Origin of the sequence: Bradyrhizobium sp. CSA207 (assembly GCF_029051685.1) — a bacterium.
Taxonomy (GTDB): domain Bacteria; phylum Pseudomonadota; class Alphaproteobacteria; order Rhizobiales; family Xanthobacteraceae; genus Bradyrhizobium.
This window is the reverse complement of sequence record NZ_JAACFT010000015.1, coordinates 15,033-40,922: the sequence shown is the minus strand read 5'-3', so window position 1 is coordinate 40,922 and position 25,890 is coordinate 15,033. Positions and strand designations below refer to the sequence as shown.

23 protein-coding genes are annotated in these 25,890 nt (G+C 65.1%); 14 read left to right on the top strand and 9 right to left on the bottom strand.

The genetic code is table 11. The features are described 5' to 3' along the window. Nucleotides 1-26 precede the first annotated feature (26 nt). From glsA to GWG65_RS18245, 4 genes are all read right to left on the bottom strand, one after another. Nucleotides 27-1,901 (bottom strand): glutaminase A, encoded by a 1,875-nt coding sequence (glsA, locus tag GWG65_RS18260; protein WP_275196935.1) that lies wholly within the window; start codon nucleotides 1,899-1,901, stop codon nucleotides 27-29. Between the two features lie 103 nt (nucleotides 1,902-2,004). Further along, nucleotides 2,005-3,213 (bottom strand): MFS transporter, encoded by a 1,209-nt coding sequence (locus GWG65_RS18255; RefSeq protein WP_275196934.1) that lies wholly within the window; start codon nucleotides 3,211-3,213, stop codon nucleotides 2,005-2,007. After that, complete coding sequence (kdsA, locus tag GWG65_RS18250; protein WP_275196933.1) at nucleotides 3,213-4,076, bottom strand: 3-deoxy-8-phosphooctulonate synthase; 864 nt, start codon at nucleotides 4,074-4,076, stop codon at nucleotides 3,213-3,215. Before kdsA ends, GWG65_RS18255 begins: the two co-directional genes overlap by 1 nt. Nucleotides 4,077-4,197: 121 nt before the next feature. Next, a complete protein-coding gene (locus GWG65_RS18245; RefSeq protein ID WP_275196932.1) occupies nucleotides 4,198-4,524 on the bottom strand; it encodes an NIPSNAP family protein in 327 nt (108 codons plus the stop codon). Nucleotides 4,525-4,731: 207 nt separating this feature from the next. Between GWG65_RS18245 and GWG65_RS18240 the strand changes: the two genes are divergently transcribed. From GWG65_RS18240 to GWG65_RS18230, 3 genes are all read left to right on the top strand, one after another. Further along, complete coding sequence (locus GWG65_RS18240) at nucleotides 4,732-5,406, top strand: response regulator transcription factor (protein ID WP_275196931.1); 675 nt, start codon at nucleotides 4,732-4,734, stop codon at nucleotides 5,404-5,406. Next, nucleotides 5,403-6,779, top strand: coding sequence for a HAMP domain-containing sensor histidine kinase (locus GWG65_RS18235; RefSeq protein WP_275196930.1), 1,377 nt, complete (start codon nucleotides 5,403-5,405; stop codon nucleotides 6,777-6,779). Before GWG65_RS18240 ends, GWG65_RS18235 begins: the two co-directional genes overlap by 4 nt. 100 nt (nucleotides 6,780-6,879) lie before the next feature. Beyond that, nucleotides 6,880-7,536 carry an rRNA adenine N-6-methyltransferase family protein gene (locus GWG65_RS18230; RefSeq protein WP_275196929.1) on the top strand — a complete coding sequence of 219 codons (657 nt, stop codon included), beginning with the start codon at nucleotides 6,880-6,882 and terminating at the stop codon, nucleotides 7,534-7,536. A 4-nt stretch (nucleotides 7,537-7,540) separates the two neighbouring features. Here the strand turns inward: GWG65_RS18230 and GWG65_RS18225 are convergent, their stop codons facing one another. The 3 genes from GWG65_RS18225 to tpiA form a co-directional block, all read right to left on the bottom strand. Then, a complete protein-coding gene (locus GWG65_RS18225; RefSeq protein ID WP_247383798.1) occupies nucleotides 7,541-9,172 on the bottom strand; it encodes a CTP synthase in 1,632 nt (543 codons plus the stop codon). Nucleotides 9,173-9,338: 166 nt separating this feature from the next. Beyond that, the gene (gene secG / locus GWG65_RS18220) at nucleotides 9,339-9,722 is read right to left on the bottom strand and encodes a preprotein translocase subunit SecG (RefSeq protein ID WP_275196928.1); all 384 of its coding nucleotides are present in this window, start codon (nucleotides 9,720-9,722) and stop codon (nucleotides 9,339-9,341) included. Nucleotides 9,723-9,876: 154 nt separating this feature from the next. After that, nucleotides 9,877-10,632, bottom strand: coding sequence for a triose-phosphate isomerase (tpiA, locus tag GWG65_RS18215; protein ID WP_275196927.1), 756 nt, complete (start codon nucleotides 10,630-10,632; stop codon nucleotides 9,877-9,879). Nucleotides 10,633-10,854: 222 nt separating this feature from the next. On the opposite strand from tpiA, the gene GWG65_RS18210 reads away from it, so the two are divergent. The 4 genes from GWG65_RS18210 to moaC are packed head-to-tail and all read left to right on the top strand — an operon-like array spanning nucleotide 10,855 to nucleotide 15,149. Continuing rightward, entirely contained in the window at nucleotides 10,855-12,753 is a 1,899-nt protein-coding gene (locus tag GWG65_RS18210) for a SurA N-terminal domain-containing protein (protein ID WP_275196926.1), read from the top strand. 18 nt (nucleotides 12,754-12,771) lie between these two features. Beyond that, nucleotides 12,772-13,785: an anthranilate phosphoribosyltransferase gene (trpD, locus tag GWG65_RS18205; RefSeq protein ID WP_275196925.1), complete on the top strand. Its 1,014-nt coding sequence runs from the start codon at nucleotides 12,772-12,774 to the stop codon at nucleotides 13,783-13,785. Nucleotides 13,786-13,792: 7 nt separating this feature from the next. Further along, nucleotides 13,793-14,614 carry an indole-3-glycerol phosphate synthase TrpC gene (trpC, locus tag GWG65_RS18200; RefSeq protein ID WP_275196924.1) on the top strand — a complete coding sequence of 274 codons (822 nt, stop codon included), beginning with the start codon at nucleotides 13,793-13,795 and terminating at the stop codon, nucleotides 14,612-14,614. A gap of 1 nt (nucleotide 14,615) precedes the next feature. Further along, entirely contained in the window at nucleotides 14,616-15,149 is a 534-nt protein-coding gene (moaC, locus tag GWG65_RS18195; RefSeq protein ID WP_275196923.1) for a cyclic pyranopterin monophosphate synthase MoaC, read from the top strand. Between the two features lie 8 nt (nucleotides 15,150-15,157). Here the strand turns inward: moaC and GWG65_RS18190 are convergent, their stop codons facing one another. Continuing rightward, complete coding sequence (locus GWG65_RS18190) at nucleotides 15,158-15,271, bottom strand: Flp family type IVb pilin (protein WP_275197071.1); 114 nt, start codon at nucleotides 15,269-15,271, stop codon at nucleotides 15,158-15,160. 365 nt (nucleotides 15,272-15,636) lie between these two features. Between GWG65_RS18190 and GWG65_RS18185 the strand changes: the two genes are divergently transcribed. Then, nucleotides 15,637-18,357, top strand: coding sequence for an EAL domain-containing protein (locus GWG65_RS18185; protein WP_275196922.1), 2,721 nt, complete (start codon nucleotides 15,637-15,639; stop codon nucleotides 18,355-18,357). 60 nt (nucleotides 18,358-18,417) lie between these two features. Here GWG65_RS18185 and GWG65_RS18180 read toward each other — a convergent pair whose 3' ends face one another. Beyond that, a complete protein-coding gene (locus tag GWG65_RS18180; protein WP_275196921.1) occupies nucleotides 18,418-19,752 on the bottom strand; it encodes a S41 family peptidase in 1,335 nt (444 codons plus the stop codon). Between the two features lie 306 nt (nucleotides 19,753-20,058). Between GWG65_RS18180 and GWG65_RS18175 the strand changes: the two genes are divergently transcribed. The 6 genes from GWG65_RS18175 (at nucleotide 20,059) to GWG65_RS18150 (ending at nucleotide 25,876) form a co-directional block, all read left to right on the top strand. Further along, a complete protein-coding gene (locus tag GWG65_RS18175) occupies nucleotides 20,059-21,186 on the top strand; it encodes an alpha-hydroxy acid oxidase (protein WP_275196920.1) in 1,128 nt (375 codons plus the stop codon). A gap of 14 nt (nucleotides 21,187-21,200) precedes the next feature. Next, nucleotides 21,201-21,824 (top strand): HAD family phosphatase, encoded by a 624-nt coding sequence (locus GWG65_RS18170; protein ID WP_275196919.1) that lies wholly within the window; start codon nucleotides 21,201-21,203, stop codon nucleotides 21,822-21,824. 564 nt (nucleotides 21,825-22,388) lie between these two features. Continuing rightward, nucleotides 22,389-23,600 carry a gephyrin-like molybdotransferase Glp gene (glp, locus tag GWG65_RS18165; RefSeq protein ID WP_275196918.1) on the top strand — a complete coding sequence of 404 codons (1,212 nt, stop codon included), beginning with the start codon at nucleotides 22,389-22,391 and terminating at the stop codon, nucleotides 23,598-23,600. A 175-nt stretch (nucleotides 23,601-23,775) separates the two neighbouring features. Next, entirely contained in the window at nucleotides 23,776-24,477 is a 702-nt protein-coding gene (gene lexA / locus GWG65_RS18160) for a transcriptional repressor LexA (protein ID WP_275196917.1), read from the top strand. Nucleotides 24,478-25,044: 567 nt separating this feature from the next. After that, nucleotides 25,045-25,479 carry a hypothetical protein gene (locus GWG65_RS18155; RefSeq protein ID WP_275196916.1) on the top strand — a complete coding sequence of 145 codons (435 nt, stop codon included), beginning with the start codon at nucleotides 25,045-25,047 and terminating at the stop codon, nucleotides 25,477-25,479. A 217-nt stretch (nucleotides 25,480-25,696) separates the two neighbouring features. After that, nucleotides 25,697-25,876 carry a hypothetical protein gene (locus GWG65_RS18150; protein ID WP_275196915.1) on the top strand — a complete coding sequence of 60 codons (180 nt, stop codon included), beginning with the start codon at nucleotides 25,697-25,699 and terminating at the stop codon, nucleotides 25,874-25,876. The last annotated feature ends 14 nt before the right edge of the window (nucleotides 25,877-25,890 follow it).

The window sequence follows — 25,890 nt, the reverse complement described above, 5'->3', positions numbered from 1 at the left end:
GCCAAGGGCAGGCTTGCTTGCCAATCCTAATACGCGCTCAGCAGATCGACCTTCGCATTCGCGAGCACCAGCCGCCGCGCCAGGATGGCGGCGAGGTTGCGCATGATCTTCAGCGAGGTGTCCGGGTGCAGGCGGCGGTAATCGGCAAAGCTGTCGAGCGGCAGTTCGAGGCAGGTGACGGGCGCATCGGCGAAGACGTCGGCGCTGCGGCTTTTCTCGAGCATCGCCATCTCGCCGAACGCCATGCCGGGTCCGAGCGACGCCAGCCGCACGCCGCTTCGCAATTTCACGCTGACCATGCCGCTCTGGAGGAAGAACAACGAATTGGCGGGCGCGCCGGCCGCGATGATGCGCTGGCCGGCCGCGTAGTGCCGCATGGTCGAGAGCTTGACGATGGCGGCGATCTCGTCGGCGTCGAGCTCGGCCAGCAAGGCCTGCTCAACGAGATGCGCGCTCTCCTTCACGTCGGTGAAGCCGCCGAAGCGGTAGATCACCTGGTCCTCGGCCCATTCGATAGCGTCGTCGAGCAGCGCAAAGCGGCGCAGCCGGCGCGGCTCTGCGGTGCGCGCCGAGACCGCCGTCCACACGGCGGACGTCTCCTCGAAGCCGGACAGAATCGTGGTGATACCGATATTGCGAAGAGCGGTCAGAGTTTCCCCGAGCAACTCGGCGCCAGCCGCGGTGATGTCGGGAACGCGGCGGAAATCGATGATCAACAGCGGCGCGTTCGGCGGCTCGGTGGCAAGCCTTCGCGTAATATAATCGATGGTGCCGAAACTGAGCGCGCCGACAAGCTCGAGGATGCGGATGTCGCTGTGGCGATCATCGAGGATCTGCTGTTCGTGTGGCGGGCGGCTACGGCGCGAGGAGATGCCGTAGGCGTCGTAATCCGCCATGATGCAGGTGCGGACGTCGGCATTGCGGTTGAGCATGTGCAGGTCGAACCGCGCCGACAGCGCCTCGCAGACCTTCAGGCCGCGCACGCTGTTGAAGTGATTGTCGAGCAGCGGCGAGAAGGTCCCGAGTCCCAATTGCGACGGCAGCGCCGCGACGATGCCGCCGCCGACGCCGCTCTTGGCGGGGATGCCGACGCGATAGGTCCACTCGCCGGCATAGTCGTACATGCCCGAGCTCGTCATCACCGACAGCGTGCGGGCGACGATGTGCGGCGTGATCACCTGCGCACCCGTCACCGGATTGATGCCGCGATTGGCGAGCGTGGCCGCCATCACCGCCAGATCGCGCGCGGTCACCAGGATCGCGCATTGCCGGAAATACACGTCAAGCACCGCATCGACGTCGTCCGGCAGCACCGCGTAATTGCGCAATAGCCACGCGATGGCGCGGTTGCGATTGCCGGTCGCGGTCTCCGAAGCATGCACGGCCTCGTCGACGCCGAGCTCGCGCCCGGCGAACTGGCTGAGCTTGGAACGCACGCGCTCGAAGGCGCCCTTCCCGTCCACCTCGTAGATCAGGCCCGAGCAGGCGATGGCGCCGGCATTGACCATGGGGTTGAACGGACGATTGTCGTTGGTGAGCCGAATCGAATTGAAGGCCTCGCCGCTCGGCTCGACCCCGATGGTGGCGGCGACGCGCTCCTCGCCCACCATCTCCAGCGCCAGAGCGAAGACGAAGGCCTTCGAAACCGACTGGATCGTGAACGGCACGGCGCTGTCGCCGACCTCGTAGATGTGGCCGTCGATGGTGACGAGCGCGATGCCGAAATGATCGGGATTGGCGCGCTTCAGCTCCGGAATGTAATCGGCAAGCTCCCCCGAACCGTCGCCCCTGAATTCTGCGTGGCAATCGGTCAGGAAGCGCCGCAGCGGTGGCTTGGTGGGATATCCGGTCGGTCGGGTCGTGGCGGCTGCGCTGGGCGAACGGCTGGGCTGGGCGTCCACGGTCTCTCACCTCGATTTGCTCAAAATCAAAGCAATCCGCATGCCATGCATGCGGGAAGCGGCCGTGGCACGGTAACGCGAGAGCGGTAGTTTAATACTTCCGTCAAGCCCGCGCGTCGGACGGTGCACGCGGCTTGAGCAACCGAGCGCAGACGAGACCGAGGACCACCATGATCGCGGCGCTCGCGAACAGCGTCGGCACTTTGCCGCCATACTGGAGTCCGAAGCCATAGGCGAGCGGTCCGACCGTCTGTCCCATGAAGAAGAAGAACGAATGCAGCGACAGCGCGGTGGCGCGCGCCTCGACCGAGAGCTCGCTGGCAAAGACCTGGAGACAGCCATGGGCGATGTAGAAGCCCCAGCCCATCACGACGAGGTTCAGCGCCTGCACTTCCCAGCGCGGACCGAAAGCGACGGCGACGAGCTGGGACGCCACCAGCGTCATGCCCGCGATCATCATTCCCTTCATGCCCAGCCACGGCAGCAGGCGCGATACCGTCAGCGTGTAGAACAAGCCGCCGACCGCAAAACCTGCGATCACGATGCCGGCGATCGAGAGCGAGGTCTGCCCGAGCTCGAACAGGAAGGAAGCGATGTAGGGAAACAGGCCGAGCACACAGCAGCCTTCGACGAACACCGCCGAATAGCAGACATATGCGTTCGGATTGGTGAAGATGGTGCGATAGCCGGCCTTCAACGCAGACAGGCTCGTCTTCGGCGGATGCTTGACCTTCGCACCATGAAAGCCGGCCCCCACTGCGATCGATGCGACGATCACCAGCACGCCGAGCACCGCCAGCACCCCGCGCCAGCCGAGCAAATCGCCGATCAGGCCGGAGGCCGAGGCGCCGAGCAGGTTTCCGGTCATCGCGCCGGCGAGCGTGCGGCTGATCGCGACCTGCCGCTTCTCCGGCCCGACGAGATCACTGGTCAGGCTCAGCGCGACCGGAAACACGCCGCCCGAACCTATGCCGGCGAGGATGCGACTGGCGAACAGCAGCGAGAACGAGGTCGAGAGCGCACCCAGGATGTTGGCAAGACCGAGCAGCGCGAGACAGCCGATCATCAGCCGGGTCTTGCCGAACAGATCGGCGGCAGCGCCGACCAGCGGCTGGATGATGGAAAAGGTGAAGGCGAACACAGCGGCAAAGCCGGCGGCTGTCGCGATGCTGACGCTAAAATCCTCGGCAACGTGCGGCAGCACCGGATCGAGCGCCCGCGCCGACAGCGCCGCAGCGAAGCTCGCGCCGGAGATGACGTAGAGCGCGGCCGGCAAACTGTGATCGTGCGGCCGCGCCTCGCCTTGCTGCATCAATGCGCGCCGGCCTGAGACGAATGCTTGGCCAGCGCGTCGAACGCCATCAGCGTGCGGATCAAGCCTTCGAACTCGCGGAGCGGCACCATGTTGGGACCGTCGGAGGGTGCACGGTCGGGATCTGGATGGGTCTCGATGAAGACGCCGGCGACGCCGACCGCAACCGCCGCGCGCGCCAGCACCGGCACGAATTCGCGCTCGCCGCCGGAGGACGTCCCCTTCCCGCCCGGCTGCTGCACCGAATGGGTGGCGTCGAAGATCACGGGCGCACCGGTGGTGCGCGCCAGGATCGGCAGCGCGCGCATGTCCGAAACCAGCGTATTGTAGCCGAAGGAAGCGCCACGCTCGGTGACGAGCACGTTGGGATTGTTGGCGCTGGTGATCTTGGCGACGACGTTCGCCATGTCCCACGGCGCCAGGAACTGGCCCTTCTTGACGTTGACGACCTTGCCGGTCGCGGCCGCGGCCAGTAGCAGATCGGTCTGCCGGCACAGGAAGGCCGGGATCTGCAACACGTCCACCGCCTGCGCCACCTCGGCGCACTGCGCGGCGTCGTGCACATCGGTCAGCACCGGCAGGCCGAGCGATGAACGGATCTCGGCGAAGATCGGCAGCGACTGCGCAAGTCCGAGGCCGCGCGCAGCCGACGCGCTGGTGCGGTTGGCCTTGTCGAACGAGGTCTTGTAGACGAGACCGACCTTCAGCCGCGCCGCGATCTCCTTCAGTGCAGAGGCCACTTCCAGTGCATGCTGGCGGCTTTCGAGCTGGCATGGTCCTGCAACGATCGAGATCGGGAGATCATTGCCGAATTTGACCGTGCCAACGGTGACGACCGGCGCTGCTGGATTCGAAGAGCTCAAGGCCAATTTCCCTCGTTTCGCCGCGACCATAGCGGCCGAACGGGTCCGATCAACCCCATTCGGCCCGGCCATTCGAATATCAGGGTTGCGCCAAAGCTCTCAGCAGGGCCGCCGCAGCACCCTACTTCACCGACGAGAAGCCGGTCGGCGTCAGGAGTTGACTGACAATGTTGCCGACGATCTGGCCGTCGGCTTCAGACTTGGCCCGCGCATCCATCCAGTCCGGATCGGTCATGAACGCGCCCCATTTCTTCTCGCGCTCGGCAAGTGACTCCCAGGCCAGGAAATAGGTCAGCTCCTGGTTGGATTCACCGATCAGCGTGGTGAAGAACCCGGCCTGGCGGATGCCGTGCTTCTCCCACAGCTTCAGCGTGGCCGTCTCGAACCGCTTCAGCAGCGCCGGCAAACGGCCCGGCACGCAGCGATACTGGCGCATTTCATAGATCATTCTTGTTCCTCCCTGATGATCTCGGGGGGTTATAACGGCTGGCCGTGACGGTGTCTTCGGCCCTGCTGACGCGGCCCACTGGCGTCTGGCGCATGGCTGCCGGCGAATGGCCGCCGGTCCACGGCCATCACGTCGCGCCCGGTTCCCGTAATGCTGCCGCAATGATACTGCCGCTAGAACGAGTCGGTCGAGGCTCAGGTACTGATCATGCGGATCTTGCTCGTCGAGGATGAGGCCGAAATGGCCGGAGCGCTAACGTCTGCGCTCAAGCGCTATGACATGATCGTCGATCACGTGCCTACGCTGGCCGAGGCGGAAGAGGCCATATCCGCCGACGTCCACGCCGCCGTCCTGCTCGATCGCCAGCTGCCCGACGGCGATGGTCTCGCCCTGATCCCGAAACTGAGAGCGCGTGCCGACGGCGTGCCGATCATCGTGCTGACGGCACGCGGCGAACTCGCCGACCGCGTCGCCGGGCTCGACCGCGGCGCGGACGACTATCTGGCAAAACCATTCGCGGTGGAGGAATTGCTGGCGCGTCTGCGCGCGGTGTTGCGCCGGCCCGCCGGGCTTCAGCCCGACATCATGCGCGCCGGCCGCCTCGCCTTCGACTTCGGCCATCGCGAGGCCAGCGTCGAGGGAACTGCGCTCGAACTGCCGCGGCGCGAGCTCCTCGTGCTGGAAGCCCTGGTCCGCCGCATTGGCCGCACCGTGCTGCGATCGGCGCTGGAAGAAGCGGTCTACAATTTCGACGACGAGATTCAATCGAACGCGCTCGACACGCATGTATCGCGGCTGCGCCGCAAGCTTGCCGAAGCCGACGCGCGCGTGGAGATCCACGGCATCCGCGGCGTCGGCTATCTCCTGAAGAAACTGCCGTGAGCAGGCCCCCAGACCCCTATTGCCTGCGCTCTCGGCTGAGCTGGCGCCTGCTTTCGCTCCAGGCCGCGCTGCTCGTCGCTTTGGTCGTCGTCGTCATCGGCGCGCTATGCGCGTCGGGCTTCGTGCTGGTCCAACGGGACGAAGATCGTGTGATCGAAATCGTGCAACGCGCGCTCACGCGCGACGCACAGGGCGGCCTGACGCTGCGGCCGACGGCCGAGCTGAAGCAATTGCATGAGGAGGCCCCCGACCTCTGGTTGCTGGTCCGCGACAGGCAGGGGCATTCGCTGAGCGAAGGCTCCGTGCCGGCCGAATTCGCCGGAATCGGCGGGGCCCTCGACCAGATCAGCCAGGCCCGGCTCGGCTGGCAGCTGTTCGAGGACGATCCACGCAAGCCGCCGGCGCGGTTAAAGCGCATCGAAACCGACGCCGGCAACGTCCAGGTCATCACGGCGACACAGGGAAAGCTCACCGGCGCCAAGGCGGTGTTCACGACCTCGCTCGTGTTGCTAGGCATCGCGCTCCCCGGCTTGCTCTTGATGGGGACCGCGACGTTGATCGCAACGCCGATGATCATGCGGCGCGCTTTCAGCGGACTGGATACGACGGCGGACCAGGCGCGGCGGATCGACATCCATCAGCGCGGCGCGCGATTGTCCGTGGAGCAGATTCCGCTTGAGGTCGTGCCGCTCGTGGCTGCGGTCAACGACGCGTTGGCGCGCCTCGATCAGGGTTACGCCCGCCACAAGCGCTTCGTCGCCGACGCCGCGCACGAGCTGCGCACGCCGATCGCGATCCTGACTACGCGGCTGGAGTCGCTTCCATCGGGACCGGACAAGACCCGCCTGATCGAGGACGCAGCGCGGCTGGCAACGCTTGCCGAGCAATTGCTGGACATCCAGCGGCTGGACCGCTGCGGGCTTCCCTTCGCGCCTGTCGACCTGGTCTGCGTCGCGCAAGGCGTTGCTGCCGACCTTGCCCCGCTGGCGATTGCCGCCGGCTACGAACTGGCCCTCGATGCGCCGGCGACGCCGATCGAGGCGCTCGGCGATGCCGCAGCGTTGGAGCGCGCGCTGACCAACCTCGTGCAGAACGCGATCCAGCACGGCCCTCGCCACGGCACCATCGGCATTCGCGTCCGCAAGCCTGCGACCATCGAAGTCACAGACGAAGGCGCCGGCATTCCGGCCGATCAGCGCGAACAGATCTTCGAGCCGTTCTACCGGCTCACGCCGCTCGATCGTGGTGCCGGGCTCGGCCTCAACATGGTGCGCGAGATCACGCTCCTGCATGGCGGCCACGTCTCCGTGCTGGACACAGCGAGCGGTGGCTCCTGTTTCCGGGTCACACTGCCGCCGATCCGGCAGAGCTGATTCAATCAACATGCGCAATGCTGTCGCAATGCACTCCTGCGACATTGCGAGCTGCCTTGCTTTCCGATTTGCGAGGCGCAACCAAAATGCTGGAGTGCGCATGCCCAACGATTTCCTCTCATTCTTCCTGTCCTGGATGTCGGCCCCGCGTCGGGTCGGCGCGATCGCGCCGTCGGGCGCAGCGCTCGCCGATCTCATCACCCGCGAGATCACCGCAACGACCGGTCCGGTCCTGGAGCTCGGCCCCGGCACCGGCGCATTCACCTACAAGCTCATCAAACGCGGCGTGCGCCAGCAGGACCTCACGCTGATCGAATACGGCTCGGACTTCATGAAGCTGCTGCAAATGCGCTTTCCCGGCGCGCGCGTCTTGTGGATGGATGCGGGACGGATCACGACGGAGCGCCTCTATGACGGCGCGCCCGTCGGCGCGGTCGTCAGCGGCCTGCCGCTGCTCAACATGTCGACGCGCAAGGTCGTCTCGATCATCGGCGGCGCGTTCCGTTACGTCCGCCCGGGCGGTGCGTTCTATCAGTTCACCTACGGCATGAGCTGCCCGGTGCCGCGGCCGGTGCTCGACCGGCTGGGCCTGCGCGCAAAGCTGATGGATCGCGCCTTGCTGAACGTGCCGCCAGCCGCCGTCTACAAGCTGACGCGACGGCCGCAGATGAAGATCGTCACGGGATCGCCTCAGGCTTCAACGCCTGTCACGCCGGAGTTAATGCATCCCGAGCGCGGCTACATCGCCGCGCCCTGAGGCATCACACCAGCCGCGACTGCACCATCGCCGCCTGAATGAACGAGGCGAACAGCGGGTGCGGTTCGAACGGGCGCGACTTCAGCTCGGGGTGGAACTGGACGCCAATGAACCAGGGATGATCCTCGTACTCGACGATCTCCGGCAGCACCCCGTCCGGCGACAGGCCGGAGAACTTCAGCCCATGCTGCTCGAGGCGATCCTTGTAGGCGGTGTTGACCTCGTAGCGGTGGCGGTGGCGCTCGGAAATCTCCGTCGCGCCGCCATAGACCTGCGAGACGCGGCTGCCGCGATTGAGGGCTGCGGGATAGGCGCCTAACCGCATCGTGCCGCCGAGATCACCGGCCTTGGAGCGCTTCTCGAGCTCGTTGCCGCGCAGCCATTCCGTCATCAGACCGACCAGGGGCTCCTTGGTCGGGCCGAACTCGGTCGAGTTGGCTTCCTCGATGCCGACGAGATTTCGGGCAGCCTCGATCACCGCCATCTGCATGCCGAAGCAGATGCCGAAATACGGCACGTCGCGCTCGCGCGCGAACTGCGCCGCGCGGATCTTGCCTTCAGCGCCGCGCTGGCCAAAGCCGCCGGGCACCAGAATGCCGTTGACGTGCTCGAGGAACGGCGCCGGATCTTCCTTCTCGAAGATCTCGCTCTCGATCCAGTCGAGGTTGACCTTCACCTTGTTGGCAATGCCGCCATGCGAGAGCGCCTCGATCAGCGACTTATACGCATCCTTCATGCCCGTGTATTTGCCGACGATGGCGATGGTGACGTTGCCTTCGGGATTGCGGACGCGCTCGTTGATGCGTTGCCAGCTTTGAAGCGCCGGCGGAATCCGCGAGCCGATGCCGAAGGCGGCGAGCACTTCGTCGTCGAGGCCCGCGTTATGGTAGGCCTCAGGGACCGCGTAGATGTTGTCGACGTCGCGCGCCTCGATCACGGCGCTTTCGCGCACGTTGCAGAACAGCCCGAGCTTGCGCCGCTCCTCCTTCGGGATCTCGCGATCGGTGCGGCACAGCAGGATGTCCGGCTGAATGCCGATCGAGCGCAGTTCCTTCACAGAGTGCTGCGTCGGCTTGGTCTTGAGCTCGCCGGCGCTCGGGATGTAGGGCAGCAGCGTGAGGTGGATGTAGACGGCGTGATCGCGCGGCAGTTCGTTCTTGAGCTGGCGGATCGCCTCGAAGAACGGCAGGCCCTCGATATCGCCGACGGTGCCGCCGATCTCGACCAGCACGAAGTCGTAATCGTCGTTGCCGGAGAGCACGAATTCCTTGATGGCGTTGGTGACGTGCGGAACCACCTGGATGGTCGCGCCGAGATAGTCGCCACGGCGCTCCTTGGAGATAATGTCCTGGTAGATGCGCCCGGTGGTGATGTTGTCGGCCTTGGTCGCGGGCCGCCCCGTGAAGCGCTCGTAGTGACCGAGATCGAGATCGGTCTCCGCGCCGTCATCGGTCACGAACACTTCGCCGTGCTGGTACGGCGACATCGTTCCGGGGTCGAGGTTGAGATAGGGATCGAGCTTGCGGAGGCGGACCTTGTAGCCCCGGGCTTGCAACAGAGCACCGAGTGCCGCTGAAGCCAGACCCTTGCCGAGCGAAGAAACCACGCCGCCGGTGATGAATATGTACCGCGCCATGGGACTTAACCTCTAATCCCTCGAATCCGATTCGCCAAAGCGATTCGTATTCCGCCCCAAAGAATCTGCGGGCCTGTGGGTGAGCCGAAACAAAGAGTGGTGACAGAGCCTTGATGGGGATTGTTGATGCACGACGCTAGCCGCGGTCCTGCATGGCCCCCCTGCTTTATTGCGAACGCGGTACCTGCGGCCCGGCGGGCGCCTGGTTCTGCTGCTCGTCGGCTTTCTTCAGCGAATCCAGAATGCCGCCCGATGTCGGCGGTGCGATCGGCGCACCTCCGGCCGGCTGGGTCTGCGACGCCGGCTGGCCAATGATCGAGGAAGGTTTGCGGTCGTAGCCGGCATACCAGGACAGGAACAAGCTGGTGAGGAAGAAGCCGGCGGCGAGAACCGCCGTTGTCCGGGACAAAAGATTCGCGGTGCCGCGGCTCGACATGAAGCCAGCGCCTCCGCCCATGCCGAGGCCACCGCCCTCCGACTTCTGAAGCAGGACGGCACCGATCATGATGGCGACGATCATGAGGTGGATGACGATGACAACGGTCTGCATAGTATCCTTCCGTCACAAGCCGATAGCGCCGGTACCGGCAGCCGATCGCGCTTCGCGGGTTTTCCTGAAGTTGCGCGGTGTTACACGATCGGAAACGGCATTGCCACCCCCGATCAGCGGGACCGTATTTGGACCCATCCCGCTCCAGCGTCAGCTAGGGGCAGCCCCTGGCAATCGCAAGGAAATCGGCCGCCTTCAGGCTGGCGCCACCGACCAGCGCGCCGTTGACGTTTTTCACCGCCATCAGCTCGGCCGCGTTCGAGGGCTTGACCGAGCCGCCGTACAGGATGCGCATCCCGGCCCCTTCAGCCTTGAACCTGGAGGTCAGAAATTCCCGGATAAAGCCATGAATCTGCTCGACATCCTTGGCGGCTGGGGTCAGGCCGGTGCCGATCGCCCAAACCGGCTCATAGGCCACAACCAGATTGGCGGCGGTTGAGCCGTCCGGCAGCGAGCCGTCGAGCTGGCCGCGCAGGATGTCCAGGGTCTGACCGGCGTCGCGCTGGGTCTGGGTCTCGCCGATGCAGACGATCGCGGTCACCCCCGCCCGCCAAGCGGCCTCGGCCTTCTGCTTCACCAGGGCATCGCCCTCGCCATGGTCGGCGCGGCGTTCGGAATGGCCGACGATGACGGCGCTCGCGCCCGCGTCCGCAAGCATTTCGGCTGCGATATCGCCGGTGTGAGCCCCCGAAGCCTTGGGGTGGCAATCCTGAGCCCCGACCGCGACCGCCTTGCCGCGGGCCCTGTCGGCGAAGGCCGCAATCAGGGTTGCCGGCGGGCAGACCAGTAGATCGGCCCTGCCGGTGACCTCTGCCGCACCGTTGAGCATGGCGTCGAATTCGGCAATCGAGGCCTTCAGGCCGTTCATTTTCCAGTTGCCGGCGATCAGCGGTCGGATGGCATCGGTCATGTCAAATTCCGGCTAAATTGGGTTTGTGCATGCGCTAGCAGAGCTGCCGTGGCAGTTCCAGAGACCAGGGGCTTTTAACCGCAGGGCTCGGGAGCCGCCTGACCTGAGGTTGCGGGGGGAAAGCCGCCACTTTATGATGATCTATCAATTTGGTGACGCGCTTTTGCGGAATCTGCATTAAGACGCGCTCCCGTTCCCCTCCTGCCAAACAAGTTGGACCAAATGCTCCGAGGAATGCGCAAGGCCTCATCAAACTGGCTCGGCAAGACCATTATGGCCGTGGTGATGGGCGTGTTGATCGTCAGTTTCGGCGTTTGGGGCATCGCCGACATCTTCAAGGGCTTCGGACAGTCCACAGTGGCCAAGGTCGGCGGCACCGAGATATCGCTCAACGAGTTCCGGCAAACCTATACCGACCGCCTTCAGCAGATCAGCCGCCAGTTCGGCCGGCCCCTCACGCCTGACCAGGCCCGCGCATTCGGGCTCGACCGCCAGGTGCTGCAGCAGACAATTGCGGAAGCCGCCCTCGACGAAGAGGCGCGCCGGCTCAGGCTGGGCCAGTCCGACGACCAGATCCGCCAGTTCATCATGAACGACCCCAACTTCAAGGGCGTCGGCGGCAATTTCGATGCGAATCGCTTCCAGGCGGTGATCCGCAATTTCGGCTATACCGAGCAGCGCTATGTTGCCGACCAGCGCAAGGTGTCGCTGCGCCGGCAGATCACCGGCACGATCGGCGCAGGCCTCGAGCCGCCGAAGGCGATGATCGACGTGCTGACGCGCTTCCAGAACGAGCAGCGTGCGATCGAGTTCGTCAGGCTCGACGCCGCGCAGGCCGGCCAGATCGACGCGCCCTCGCCCGAGGCGCTCGCCGCCTATTTCGAGGACCACAAGCTCCAGTTCCGCGCCCCCGAATTTCGCAAGATCGCCTTCGTCGTGATCTCGCCGGAAGAGATCGGCAAATGGACCGCGGTCTCCGATGACGACGCGAAAACGCTGTTCGACCAGCGCAAGGATCGGCTCGGCACACCGGAGAAGCGCCAGATCCACCAGATCGTATTTCCCAACGCCGCTGACGCGCAGGCCGCTCGCGAGCGCCTCACCGGCGGGCTGTCGTTCGAGGATCTCGCCAAGGAGCGTGGGCTCAGTGCGTCCGACGTCGACCTCGGGCTGGTGACCAAGTCTTCGCTCGACCCCGCTGTCGGAGATGCCGCCTTCGCACTTCCAGCGGGTGAGATCAGCCAGCCGATCCAGGGCCGTCTCGGCACGGCGATCGTCAAGGTCGACAAGATCGAACCGGGTGTCGAAGCCAACTACGCCAGCCTCGCCGGCGACATCAAGCGCGAGATCGCCACCGAGCGGGCGCGTATCAAGGTCGCCGAGCTGCGCGACAAGATGGAGGACGAACGCGGCGGCGGCGCCAGCGTGATCGACGCCTCGCAGAAGCTCGGGCTCACGGCCGTGACCGTGGACGCGGTCGATCGCTCCGGCCGCGCGCCGAACGGCCAACCCGTCGGCAACATCCCGCAGGGCCTCGACGTCGTGTCGCAGGCCTTCAACAGCGACGTCGGCGTCGACAATGATTCGATCTCGTTCCGCGGCGGCTACGTCTGGTACGACGTGCTCGCCATCACGCCCTCGCGCGACCGCAATCTCGATGAGGTCCGCGACCAGGTCGAGGCGCGCTGGCGCCAGGACCAGATCGCCGCCAAGCTCAAGACCAAGGCGACGGAGATGGTGCAGAAGCTCGAACCGGGCGGCAAGCTCGCCGATGAAGCCGCCGCAATCAGCGCCAAGGTCGAGACCGCGACCGGCTTCAAACGCGACGATTCGCCCGCCGGCGTGCCCTCAACCGTCGTTGCGGCCGCCTTCCGCACCGCCAAGGGCGGCGTCGGACAGACGCCCGTGAGCGGCGGCAGCGAGGTGATCGTCTTCCGCGTCACCGACATCATCGATCCCGCGGCCGACGCCGCCTCCGACGCCGTCAAGAAGCTGAAGGACAGCCTCGACCGCGCGCTGACCGAAGAGCAGGTCGCCTCCTACGTCAACAAGCTTGAAACCGACATCGGGACCACCATTAATCAGGCCGCCTTCGCGCAGGTGACGGGCGCGAACCAGTAAAGCAGTTGAAAGCACGCGATGGACGACCTGAAATCGATCATTGGAAAAGTGGCGACCGGCGCCAGCCTGTCGCGTGACGAAGCGGCTTCCGCCTTCGACGCCATGATGTCCGGCGAGGCCACGCCCTCGCAGATGGGCGGGCTGCTGATGGCACTACGCGTGCGCGGCGAGACGGTGGACGAGATCACCGGCGCGGTCTCGGCGATGCGCTCCAAGATGCTGACCGTGACGGCACCGCCTGAGGCCGTCGACATCGTCGGCACCGGCGGCGATGGCTCCGGCTCTGTCAACGTCTCGACCTGCGCCTCTTTCATCGTCGCGGGCGCCGGCCTGCCGGTCGCCAAGCACGGCAACCGCGCGCTGTCGTCGCGCTCTGGCGCGGCCGACGTGCTGGCCTCACTCGGTGTGAAGATTGACCTGAGGCCCGAGCAGGTCGGAATGTGCGTGCGCGAATGCGGCATCGGCTTCATGTTCGCTCCCGCGCATCATCCTGCCATGAAGAACGTCGGCCCGACCCGGGTCGAGCTTGCCACCCGCACGATCTTCAATCTGCTCGGACCGCTGTCCAACCCTGCCGGCGTCAAGCGGCAGATGGTCGGCGTGTTTTCGCGGCAATGGGTGCAGCCGCTGGCCCAGGTGCTGAAGAACCTCGGCTCGGAATCCGCCTGGGTCGTGCACGGCTCCGATGGCCTCGACGAGATCACTCTCACCGGCCCGACCTTCGTCTCTGCGCTCCACAATGGCGAGATCAGGAATTTCGAGGTGACGCCGGAGGACGCCGGCCTGTCGCGCTGCGACGCCGGGGCGCTCAAGGGCGGCGACGCCGAGGCCAATGCGATCGCGTTGCAAAGCGTGCTCGATGGCATGCCGAGCCCCTACCGCGACGTCGCGCTGATTAACGCCGCCGCCGCGCTCGTGGTGGCCGGGCGTGCCAAGGACCTCAAGGAAGGCGTTGCGATCGGCGCCAAGTCGCTCGACAGCGGCGCCGCGAGCGCGCGGCTGAAGCATCTGATCGCGGTCTCCAACGGCTGAGTTTCCCATGTCGGACATCCTGACCAAGATCGAAGCGTACAAGCGCGAGGAGATCGCAGCCGCCAAGCGCGCGCAGCCGCTATCGTCTGTCGAGGCGGCGGCCCAGGCGCAGGGTGCACCGCGCGGCTTCGTGCGCGCGATCAAGGCCAAGCACGCCAACGGCGATTACGCGCTGATCGCCGAGGTCAAGAAGGCCTCGCCGTCCAAGGGGCTGATCCGTGCCGATTTCGATCCGCCGCTGCTCGCCAGGGCTTATGAGGCCGGCGGCGCCGCCTGTCTGTCGGTGCTGACGGATACGCCTTCGTTCCAGGGCCATCTGGATTTCATGGTGGCGGCGCGCGCGGCGACATCACTGCCGGTGCTGCGCAAGGATTTCATGTTCGACACCTACCAAGTGGTCGAGGCGCGCGCGCATGGCGCCGATTGCATCCTCATTATCATGGCCGCGCTCGACGATGCCACCGCCAAGGATCTCGAAGATGCCGCCATCGCCTACAGCATGGATGTGCTGATCGAGATCCACGACCGCGCCGAGCTCGACCGCGCACTGAAGCTGCGTTCGCCGATGATCGGCGTCAACAACCGCAACCTGCGCACCTTCGAGACCACGCTTGCGACCAGCGAGGCATTGGCGCCACTGATCCCGCAAGAGCGACTAATGGTCGGCGAGAGCGGCATCTTCACGCCGGCAGACCTCACCCGGCTCGAACGCGTCGGCATGGCGACTTTCCTGGTCGGCGAAAGCCTGATGCGGCAGGCCGACGTGACCGCGGCCACCCGCGCGCTGCTGGCGCGCGAGAACGCGTCGCGTGCGACGGGTACGCGCTGACATGGCGCGCAAGCCGTCCAAGACCAAGCCTCCCAGGACGATGCCTTCCAAGACCAAGGCCAGCCCTGCCCTCACCCATATCGGCACCTCCGGTGAGGCGCGGATGGTGGACGTGTCGGACAAGCCGGCGAGCGAGCGGCTCGCGGTCGCGGAGGGGCGCGTCGTCATGAGCAAGGCGACGCTTGATCTGATCGTCTCCGGCAATGCCAAGAAAGGCGACGTGCTCGGCACCGCGCGGATCGCCGGCATCATGGCAGCCAAGCGCACCTCCGAACTCATTCCGCTCTGCCATCCGCTGGCGCTGTCGAAGGTCACGGTCGACATCGAGCCCGACCCGAAATTGCCGGGCTGCCTCGTCCGTGCCAGCGTGAAGGTGACGGGTCCCACCGGCGTCGAGATGGAGGCGCTCACCGCAGTGTCGGTCGCCTGCCTCACCATCTACGACATGATCAAGGCGGTCGAGCGCGGCGTGCGCATTGAAGGCATCCATCTCGTCGAGAAGCTCGGCGGCAAGTCGGGTCATTACCGCGCCTGAGCGCGCGTTCACTTCAGCGAGGAGCTGATCGATCCGAATTTTGCGCTGAGCTTGCTGCCCATGCCGTTCACCACCGTGATGATGGCAAGCGCGATGCCGGCGGCGATCAGGCCGTATTCGATTGCGGTTGCACCGGACTCGTCGGCGAGAAAGTTCTACAGCGTTTTTTTCATGATCGCGTCCTCTGCGTCGTTGTCGCGGAGCATTCGCAATCCATGTGCCAAAGCGGAGGTGAGGATCGCCAACACGTTAAATGGTTAAGCACTAATTGATCATTGCAATGACCGGCAGGAATTGACCGGCATCGTGATAACTTGCGGCAATTCCCGCACGTCCCTGTCTCGAGCATCCCTTGCATTTGCGCGAACCGATTCATCTTGAATTAACCGCCCTTCCTAACTTCGCCTCCACACCATTCCCGTAAACCAACGGATGTTTCCGGGCTCAAGAATTGATCCTGGCGTGTGCACGACAGCGATCGAGACCAATGACGAGATTCTGCAGTCGCCTCTTCGACCAGGCCGCGCTCGTGCGCAGCGGGCCGATCCGCTGGCTGGTTGTGGGCGGGATATTCCTGATCGCCGCTATCGCCGTCGGCGCGACGCTGATGGCGCAGAATTTCCGCGAACGCGCGCTGCGCAATTCGGGCCGCGAGCTCGAGAACACGGTGCTGCTGCTCGCCCATCATTTCGATCAGCAATTGCAGGATTTCGCCGTCATCCAAAGGGACTTCCTCGACCACGTACGCGCGACCGGCATCGCGAGCGCGGAGGACTACCGCAAGGGTCTCTCCGGCCAGGACGTTCACCGGATGCTGCGCTCGAAGATCGAGGCTTTGCCCTACATAGGCGGCGTCAACGTCATCGATGCCGACGGCGACGTGATCAATTCATCGACGGCATGGCCGGCACCAAAGGTCAACGTTGCCGATCGCGCCTATTTCCGCACCTTCCGATACGATCCCCATTCGCCCGATGTCCTGATCGAGCCGCTGCACAGCCGCATCTCCGGCGCCTGGACCATCCTCATCGTCCGCAAGATCGTCGGACCGAACGGCGAATTTCTGGGCGTCGTCGGCCGCGGCATCGAGCCGGCCAATTTCGAGAAATTCTTCGAGTCCGTCGTGCTCGGCGAAGGCGCCACGATCTCGATGCTGCATCGGGACGGCACGCTTCTCGCCCGCTATCCCCACACGGATGAATTGATGGGGCGGAACTTCAAGACCGGAGGGTTCGAGCAGCAGAGGGTCTTCGGGCTCGATCACTTCGCCGGGCGCTTCATCAGTCCGGTCGACGGCGACGACCGGCTAATTTCCGCGCGAGCCCTGCCCCACTTCCCGATCCTGATGATGGCCACCACGACGCGCGCGGCCGCGCTAACCGACTGGCGCGAGCAGATCGGCATTCTGATCTCGGTCGCCGGCGCATCCGCGCTCGCCATCGCCGGCGTGCTGATCGCGATCGTGCGCAAGCTGCTCGAGCAACACCGCGCCTCCCGGAAACGGCTGACGCTGGAAAAGCAGCGCCTCGACCGCGCCGTCAACAATATGACGCAGGGCCTGCTGCTGTTCGACGCCTCGCGGCGGCTCGTCGTATGCAACCAGCGCTACGTCGAGATGTACAGCCTGTCGGCCGAAATCGTGAAGCCTGGTTGCAGCTTCCACGACATCATCGCGCATCGCAAGGCGACAGGCTCCTTCACCGGCAACGTCGACCAGTATGTCGCGCGCGTGCTGCGCGACGTCCATGTGCGCAATTCCATGGTGGTCGATACCGCCGACGGCCGCTCCATCCAGATCGCCAACGAACCGCTCGCCGACGGCGGCTGGGTGGCGACGCACGAGGACATCACCGAGCGGCGGCGCACCGAGGAGCGCATCACCCACCTTGCCCATTACGACGCGCTCACCGACCTGCCCAACCGCACCATGTTTCACGAGCATCTGCGCGAGGCGCTGGCGGGCACCGTCCACGGCGAGGAGCTCGCGGTGCACTACATCGACATCGACGAATTCAAGGGCGTCAATGACGCGTTGGGACATCTCGTCGGCGACGAGCTCCTGAAGTCAATTGCGTCGAGCCTCAACCGCTGCGCCGGCCCGACGGATTTCGTGGCGCGGCTCGGCGGCGATGAGTTCGCCATCGTGCAGAGCCCGGTGACGTCTGCCGATCAGGTCACCGACCTGGTCGCGCGGGTTTTCGAAGCCATCCGCACCCCGTTCGACTGCATGGGCCATCATCTCACCACCGACGCCAGCATCGGCATCGCGCTGGCGCCGCGACACGGGACAGCGCTGGACCAGATCCTGAAGAACGCTGACATGGCGATGTACGCCGCCAAGGCCGCCGGAAGGCGCACCTATCGCTTCTTCGAACCGGAGATGGACGCCAAGGTCCGCGAGCGGCGGCAGCTCGAGACCGACCTGCGCTACGCGATCGCCCATGGTGGCCTCGAAGTCTACTACCAGCCCTGCCTCGGCCTGAAGGACGATCGCATCACCGGCTGCGAGGCGCTGGTGCGCTGGCGCCATCCCGAGCGCGGCATGGTTTCGCCGGCCGAGTTCATCCCGATCGCGGAAGACACCGGCCTGATCAACGAGATCGGCGAATGGGTGCTGGCCACCGCCTGCCGGGACGCCGCGAACTGGCCCGACGACTTCCGCCTCGCCGTCAACATCTCGCCGGTGCAGTTCAAGAGCGGCACGCTGGCGCTGAAGATCGTGGCGGCGCTCGCCGCCTCCAACTTTCCGGCAAGCCGGCTCGAGCTCGAGATCACCGAGGCGGTGCTGATCCGCGACGACGACACCGCGCTGGCGATCCTGCATCAGCTCCGCGCCATCGGCGTGCGCATCGCGCTCGACGATTTCGGCACCGGCTACTCGTCGCTGAGCTATCTGCACCGCTTCCCGTTCGACAAGATCAAGATCGACCGCTGCTTCGTCAACGACATCGCCGGCCCCGACGGCTCCGCCAGCATCGTGCAGGCCGTGGTCAACCTCGCCAGCGCCCGCCGCATGACCACCACGGCCGAAGGCGTCGAGACCGAGGAGCAGCAGCGCCTGCTGCGCGCGCTCGGCTGCTCCGAGATGCAAGGCTATCTGTTCAGCGCGGCCAAGCCAGCCGACAATATGCTGGAGCTGTTCGCGACCCATCGCAGCCAACTTGCCCAGCGCGGCGACACCGAGCTCCGCCGCCGTGAGGCAGGCTAGGCCTTCGAGCCTTGCACCCGAGGGTGGCCTTCCACCCTCGGGCGATGTTTCCGGGATCGGTTAATTCGGCAGCGCCTTCGGCGCCGGCTTTGCGGCCGCGGCATTCACGGTGACGCCGTGCAGGAAGTCGTAGGCCGTATGCAGGGCCTTGTCGTCCTTTTCTTCCGGCGGGACGTAGGACTGCGAGCCCGTCTGCTCGCTGCCGTCGGCAGCCGAGAGATGACCGCGCATCGAGGCTTCGCCCATGGTATCGACGCGGCCCTTGAGTTCGGCCGGTACGTCCTGGAGGATCTCGATGTCGGGGGCGATGCCCTGGGCCTGGATCGAGCGGCCCGACGGCGTGTAGTAGCGCGCCGTGGTCAGCGCCAGCGCGCCGCTGCCCGCGCCGAGCGGAATAACGGTCTGCACCGAGCCCTTGCCGAACGAGCGCGTGCCGATCAGCGTCGCACGCTTGTGGTCGTGCAGCGCGCCGGCCACGATTTCGGAGGCCGAGGCCGAACCGCCGTTGACCAGCACGATCAGCGGCTTGCCCTTGATGAGATCGCCGCCATGCGCGGTGAAGCGCTGGGTCTCTTCCGGATTGCGGCCGCGCGTCGACACGACTTCGCCACGCTGGAGGAACGCGCTCGACACCGACACGGCCTGGTCGAGCAGACCGCCCGGATTGTTGCGCAGATCCATCACGTAGCCCGCGAGCTTCTCCGGCGGGACCTCCTTGGAGATCATTGCGATCGCCTTCTTCAGGCCGTCGGTGGTCTGCTCGTTGAACGAGGTGACGCGGATATAGCCGATGTCGCCGTTCTCGACGTGGAAACGCACCGGGCGCACGTGGATGATCTCGCGCGTGATCGCGATGTCGAGCGGGGCATCGGCGCCCTTGCGCACGATGGTGAGCTTGGTCTTGGTGTCGACCGGCCCCTTCATCTTGTTGACAGCCTGCTCGAGCGTCATGCCCTGCACGGCGTCGCCGTCGATCTTGCTGATCAAGTCGCCGGACATGATGCCGGCCTTGGACGCCGGCGTGTCGTCGATCGGCGAAACGACCTTGACGAGGCCCTCCTCCATGGTGACCTCGATGCCGAGCCCGCCGAACTCGCCGGAGGTGGTCTCCTGCATCTCGGTCCAGGCCTTGTCGTTCATGTAGCGTGAATGCGGATCGAGCGAGGTCACCATGCCCGTAATCGCGCCTTCGATCAGCTTGGAATTTTCGGGCTTCTCGACATAGCTCGCCTTCACGCGCTCGAAGACCTCACCGAACAGATTGAGCTGGGAATAGGCGTCGTCCGCGCTCGCTGCCGCCCGAGCCGCCCAGAGCCCAGCATGCGGACCGGATACGAGAAGGGTCAGGCACGCGCCGGTGAGCGCGCCCAGTGGGAACAGCAGGGTTTTCCGCATGGGTGAGCTGGCCTTTGTGCTTAGCGGTTCTGTTGGAGCCTGGGAACCGCCACGAAAATGGCGATCCAGCCTGTTTCTCACAATACCATTCCGGTTTCTTCAAGGCCGGCCGGCCCGCCCGGCGGGCACGCCGCAAAAATCCCTTCGCCCCGGCCTAAACTTTTGGCAACGTTCGAGGACCGCCTCGCGCAGACCGGAATTCGGCAGGCCGGCCCACGCCCCGCAGCCATGCGATTTTAGGATAGTTTTGGAGCGCCGGACGGGATAGGCGATGGCATAAGGCTTCAAATTCTCGGGAGGACAACAATGAACGAAGCGCTCCGGCCACAACGGAACGTCGAACTCGGCGCCAGCGACGAGCCGTTCCAGAACCTGCACGAACTCATCCGGAAGGCGCGCTCCAACCTCAACCAGAACGCCTGGGACTATATCGTCGGCGCCGCCGAGACCGAGACCACGATGCGCCGCAACCGCATGGCGCTGGACGAGATCGCCTTCCGGCCGCGCGTGCTGCGCGATGTCCGCAAGGTCGACGGCTCCGTCGAGCAGTTCGGCCGCAAGCTGCGCCTTCCGGTGGTGCTGGCCCCTGTCGGCGCGCTAGAAATCTTCGATCCCCAAGGCGCTGCCAGCGTGGCGCGCGGCGCCGGCGCGTTCGGCGCGGCGCACATGCTGAGCTCGGTCTCCGAGCCCGGCCTCGAGAACACCGCCGAAGCCGCGCCCGATGCGCTGCGCTTGTTCCAGCTCTATGTCCGCGGCGACGACGACTTCGTCGCGGATGTCGTCAGCCGCGCCATGAAGCACAGCTACGCCGGCTTCTGCCTGACCGTCGACACCGCCCATTACAGCCGTCGTGAACGCGACATCGCCAAGCGTTACGTTCGCGAGAGCCGGCTGCGCGCTAGCGGCGGCGACTTCCAGAAGGGGCTGGAGTGGCGGACCGTGAAGATGATCAAGGACAAGTTCAGGATTCCGCTGATCCTCAAGGGCATCGCGACCGCTGAGGACGCGCAGATCGCGGTCGATCACGGCGTCGAGTGGATTTATGTCTCCAACCATGGCGGCCGCCAGCTCGATCACGGCCGCGGCGCCATGCATGTGCTGCCCGAGATCGTCGAGGCCGTGAAGGGCCGCGCCAGGATCATGGTCGACGGCGGCTTCTGTCGTGGCACCGACATCGTCAAGGCGATCGCGGCAGGCGCCGACCTCGTCGGCATCGGCCGGCTGCAATGCTGGGCACTGGCAGCGGCCGGCGAAGCCGGCGTGACGCGGATGCTGGAGCTGCTGGAGGACGAGGTGCTGCGCTGCCTCGGCCTGTTGGGGGCCACCTCGTTCGCCGAGATCAACAAGTCCTGCCTGCACCCCGCGACCGCCACCAATGCGCCGAGCGTGTTCAGCGCGTTCCCGCTGTTCGACGTCGAGCCGTATCGCTACTGACCTGAAAGGATGCAATGCCCCCACTCTCTCCCGGCAGCGCGGATGCGCTTCTGTTCGATCTCGGGCGCGTCGTGCTCGACATCGATTTCTCCCAGGCGATCGCCTGCTGGGCCGGACATGCCGGCTGCCAGCCGGAGGCCATCGTCGCGCGCTATGTGCGTGACGAGGCCTACCGGCTGCACGAGGTCGGCAGGATCAGCGATGCGGAGTATTTCGCCTCATTGCGCGCTGCGCTCGGAATTGGTATTTCGGACGCACAGTTCCTGGAGGGCTGGAACGCAATCTTCGCCGGAGAGATGCCCGAGATCGCGCAGTTGTTGCCGCGCGCGGCCAGGCAGATGCCGCTCTACGCCTTCTCCAACACCAACCGTCCGCATGTGGAGCACTTCTCGAAGGAATATGCCGACCTGCTCGGTCATTTCCGCGAGGTTTACCTGTCGTCCAGCATCGGCCTGCGCAAACCGGATGCCGAAGCCTTCGACCATGTCGTGGCTGCGATCGGCGTGCCGGCAAAGCGCATTGTGTTCTTCGATGATCTCGCCGAAAACGTCGAGGGAGCGCGGGCATGCGGATTGACCGCGGTACACGTCACGTCGCCCGGCGACGTTGGAGAGGCGCTCAGGGCCTTGGGAATCTGATCGGGAACCCGGTTCCCCGGAAACCAAATTATCCCAAATGAGGAACCAAATCATTTTGCGCAATTTTATACAGAGTTCCGGGAACGGAAGCCCTGCTTCCGGACTCTTGAGTCCGTCAGTACTTCTACGGACGGGCGCACCATCGTGTTGGGCAAGACCTACCTTACCAAGCAGGCCTCTCTCCTTCTTGAATTCGCCAGAACCACCTCGGACTCGGAGCTCTCGGCCAAGCTGATCAGTAAGGCCGCTGATCTGAAGTCTCGGGCGGATCCGCTGCCCGACAAGGATCAGGGCCTCCAAGCTCCTGACGTCCGTTCCAACGGGCCTTCAGGGAGTTGATCGATGCTGGCCGTGGCTCTGGTCGTTCTCGTCCTTGCCATGGCCACGCTGGTCCCCGTCGTTCTCGTCGTCTGGATCATGCCGCGCCGGACCTGACGCCCTACGCTTAGCGAGTAGATCAGGCAGGATGAATCATCCTGCCTCGCCACCGTTTTGCCTCTGTGCCCGCGCTCGGCTAGAACTTCGCCGTTCGTCGCCCGACCGTGTCCAGCAGGAGTTTTCCCCGTGGCCTTGATGCCGGTTTCTGACGCGCTCGCAGCGGTGCTGGCCGGCGCGGAGCCGCTGCCTGAAGAGATGGTCCCTCTCGCCGATGCCTTCCATCGCGTGCTCGCGCGCGACGCCGCGGCGCGGCGTACGCAGCCGCCGCAGGCGATGTCAGCGATGGACGGATACGCCGTGCGGGCAGCCGATGCGGCAAAGATCGATGCAGAACTCCACCTGATCGGCGAGGTCGCCGCGGGCCGCCCGTTTGCGGGAACGGTCGGGGCGGGCGAAGCGGTGCGAATCTTCACCGGCGGCGTCGTTCCCGATGGCGCTGATGCCGTCGTGATCCAGGAGGATACGGTCGCGGACGGCAAGCGCATCATGATCAAGGAAGCCGCAATCGCGGGGCGCCACATCCGCCCCGCCGGCGTCGATTTTCGCGAGGGCGACGTGTTGCTGCGGACGGGCACCCGCCTCACCGAACGAGATCTGGCGCTCGCCGCCGGCATGAATCACCCCTCCCTCCCGGTCCGCCGCCGTCCGAAGATTGCGATTCTCGCGACCGGCGACGAGCTGGTGATGCCGGGAACTGCACCCGGCCCCGGACAGATCGTTTATTCCAACGGCTTCGCCCTGCACGCGCTGGCGCGCAGCGAAGGCGCTGAAACCATCGACCTTGGAATTGCCGCGGATACCCTGGACGCCACCACCTCCGGCATCCGCCGCGTCCGCGACAGCGGCGCAGACATCCTGATCACGACCGGCGGGGCATCGGTCGGCGATCACGACCTGGTCCAGCCGGCGCTCAACGCCGAAGGCATTGCGATGACGTTCTGGAAGATCGCGATGCGGCCGGGCAAGCCGATGATGCACGGACGGCTCGGCGCGATGCGCGTGATCGGCCTGCCCGGCAATCCCGTGTCATCCTACGTTTGCGCGTTCCTGTTCCTGGTTCCGCTGATTCGCGCGCTGTCTGGCAGCTCAGTGATTCATCACCGCCGCGAGCGCGCCGTGCTCGGCCGCGATGTCGGACCCAATGATGCGCGCGAGGATTATCTTCGCGCGCGTCTGGAGCGGCGCGAGGACGGCACGCTCGTCGCTCTTCCCGTCAACCATCAGGATTCCTCGTTGCTTGCGAATCTGGCTGCGGCACAGGCACTTCTCGTACGCGCGCCGTTCGCGCCGAAGGCCGAGGCAGGCACGCCTTGCGAGGTGCTGCGGCTGCCGGCCTGAACGCGCCGACCGCACGCGTTTCCTTAACTTTGTCGCGTTCACGGTAAATTAAGCAGTTGCGGAACACATATCGAACATATAGTGTCCGTTCATGATTTGTTTCGAGCATCTAGCGGCTCGCCGCTGAATTCGCCGTCTCGGAATCGAACGACATCAACCGGGGGATTTGGTCGAGATGTTAACGCGCAAACAATACGAGCTTCTGCGGTTCATCAGCGAACGTCTGAAGGAAAGCGGCGTGCCGCCCTCCTTCGACGAGATGAAGGACGCGCTCGATCTGCGCTCGAAGTCGGGTATCCATCGCCTGATCACCGCGCTCGAGGAGCGCGGTTTCATCCGGCGCCTGCCCAACCGCGCCCGCGCCATCGAGGTGATCAAGCTGCCCGAGCTCCAGGCCGCCGCCGGCACCCGCCGCGGTTTCACGCCGAGCGTCATCGAAGGCAATCTCGGCAAGGTGCGCGCGAACTCAGGCGCGCCTGCGGACGACGGTGAACGCCCCGTTGCCGTCCCGGTGATGGGCCGCATCGCGGCCGGTACGCCGATCGAGGCGTTGCAGACCCGCAGCCACACCATCAGCGTACCGCCCGACATGCTCGGTTCAGGCGAACATTACGCGCTCGAAGTGCGCGGCGACTCGATGGTGGAGGCTGGCATCCTCGACGGCGACATGGCGCTGATCCAGCGCAACGAGACTGCCGATACCGGCGACATCGTCGTTGCGCTGATCGACGAGGAGGAAGCAACGCTGAAGCGCTTCCGCCGCCGTGGCGCCTCGATCGCGCTCGAGCCCGCCAACGCGGCCTATGAGGTGCGCATCCTGCCGCCGAACCGGGTCAAGATTCAGGGCAAGCTGATCGGGCTGTACCGGAAATACTGAGCGTATCCGGCGGTCACGCGATACCTATTGGAGCGGACGGATTGTCCGCTCCGGCTGGATAGTCTTTCTGGTTCTGCACAGACGATCCGGTCACCCCTTAGCGCTACATCCTCGGCACGCCGCACAAAGCACTCATCGCTTCGCGGCCTTATGAGACCGAGGAGACAACCATGCGCAAGATCATTCTGACTATGCTCACGACCGCGGTTGATCGCGGGTGCTGCGTTGCAAGCCTTCGCCGCGCAGCCGCGTCATCATGCCCGCAAGGAGACCGCGGTCAGCGCGCAATTCCGCAATGCCCGTAACGCGGTCGAACAAACGTCGCAGCCGAATTGGCCGTATTCCGGCTGGTCTGCACCGGCGAGCGGCTGACGTGTGAGTCCGCGCAAAATGCACGGACACAGGCTTTGTTCCTATTGAACCGGGAAAGATAATGTGATCGCAGCCTGCGGCGGCGAGCCGCAGATTTGCCTACAACCGAGCAGAGGCTTGCTTACTTTCCACTCTGATAGAGGCCTGCGCCTCAGAAGAGGCGCGGGCTCCTATCTTCGAACGAGGAGCACCCCGATGTGTGACTACAGCCTGCATGCCGTCGCGACGCGCCCGGCCGAAGTCGGCGAGACGATCGTCACGACAACCTTCCGCGGCACCTCGACGCGCGGCTTCGCCTCCGAAGCCGATCTCTCCGTCGCGGTCTGCCTGCTGCCGGGAACGGAGCTCGCCTTCGCTGACAACGTCCGCTACGACAATCGCTGGATCTGGACGCGCACCGTCAACTCCCGCGTCGGAAAGTTCGGCAAGATCGATTCGCACATTCCCGATCGCCATCATGACGCGATCGAATTTCCCGACGGCAAATACGTGTTGGTGACGCAACTCGTCGAAGGCCAGCGCGCAACGGTGCTGCAATTGCCGGTGAGCCAGCCGGTCGGCGAGCGTGAGCACAAGCCACAGATCGTCGCCGACAGGCAGCCGACTATCACCCGCTTGCCGATCGGCTGACACTGCCATCCCCGGCCGAGAGGTCGAGGCCCGGATTGAAATTGCCATCGCCGGCCGAGGCCGGCGAGATGGAGTGGTTTGCGCACATCGAATTATCGGGTGCTCCCGCCGCCCGAATTCATCGCACGAAATTTGGGCCGCCCTGCCTGAATTTTGAACGCCCGTTCCGCAGCCAAATGGCCGATGGTGTCTTGGCCTGAGGCGGCGGGCACGCTTGATGAAGACCTTCATTCGCGTCGTTGAACTCTGGGTGCCTGACCGGACGCGCATGCGGCTGGAATTCGGCGGCGGCCTCTACAGCGAAGGCCTGTCAGCATTCAAGGCTGTGAGCGAAAACTTGCGCTTCGGATATGACGAGGGCCTTCCCGGCAAGGCCTGGTCCAGCGGACACCCCTGATCCTCACCAAATTC

Coding starts and splice junctions, on each gene's coding strand:
- GWG65_RS18245 (WP_275196932.1), bottom strand. CDS start 4,524: ATGATCTATGAAATGCGCCAGTATCGCTGCGTGCCGGGCCGTTTGCCG.
- GWG65_RS18255 (WP_275196934.1), bottom strand. CDS start 3,213: ATGCAGCAAGGCGAGGCGCGGCCGCACGATCACAGTTTGCCGGCCGCG.
- GWG65_RS18240 (WP_275196931.1), top strand. CDS start 4,732: ATGCGGATCTTGCTCGTCGAGGATGAGGCCGAAATGGCCGGAGCGCTA.
- trpC (WP_275196924.1), top strand. CDS start 13,793: ATGTCGGACATCCTGACCAAGATCGAAGCGTACAAGCGCGAGGAGATC.
- GWG65_RS18150 (WP_275196915.1), top strand. CDS start 25,697: ATGAAGACCTTCATTCGCGTCGTTGAACTCTGGGTGCCTGACCGGACG.
- GWG65_RS18155 (WP_275196916.1), top strand. CDS start 25,045: ATGTGTGACTACAGCCTGCATGCCGTCGCGACGCGCCCGGCCGAAGTC.
- GWG65_RS18225 (WP_247383798.1), bottom strand. CDS start 9,172: ATGGCGCGGTACATATTCATCACCGGCGGCGTGGTTTCTTCGCTCGGC.
- GWG65_RS18175 (WP_275196920.1), top strand. CDS start 20,059: ATGAACGAAGCGCTCCGGCCACAACGGAACGTCGAACTCGGCGCCAGC.
- GWG65_RS18185 (WP_275196922.1), top strand. CDS start 15,637: ATGACGAGATTCTGCAGTCGCCTCTTCGACCAGGCCGCGCTCGTGCGC.
- secG (WP_275196928.1), bottom strand. CDS start 9,722: ATGCAGACCGTTGTCATCGTCATCCACCTCATGATCGTCGCCATCATG.
- moaC (WP_275196923.1), top strand. CDS start 14,616: ATGGCGCGCAAGCCGTCCAAGACCAAGCCTCCCAGGACGATGCCTTCC.
- trpD (WP_275196925.1), top strand. CDS start 12,772: ATGGACGACCTGAAATCGATCATTGGAAAAGTGGCGACCGGCGCCAGC.
- lexA (WP_275196917.1), top strand. CDS start 23,776: ATGTTAACGCGCAAACAATACGAGCTTCTGCGGTTCATCAGCGAACGT.
- GWG65_RS18210 (WP_275196926.1), top strand. CDS start 10,855: ATGCTCCGAGGAATGCGCAAGGCCTCATCAAACTGGCTCGGCAAGACC.
- tpiA (WP_275196927.1), bottom strand. CDS start 10,632: ATGACCGATGCCATCCGACCGCTGATCGCCGGCAACTGGAAAATGAAC.
- GWG65_RS18230 (WP_275196929.1), top strand. CDS start 6,880: ATGCCCAACGATTTCCTCTCATTCTTCCTGTCCTGGATGTCGGCCCCG.
- GWG65_RS18170 (WP_275196919.1), top strand. CDS start 21,201: ATGCCCCCACTCTCTCCCGGCAGCGCGGATGCGCTTCTGTTCGATCTC.
- GWG65_RS18180 (WP_275196921.1), bottom strand. CDS start 19,752: ATGCGGAAAACCCTGCTGTTCCCACTGGGCGCGCTCACCGGCGCGTGC.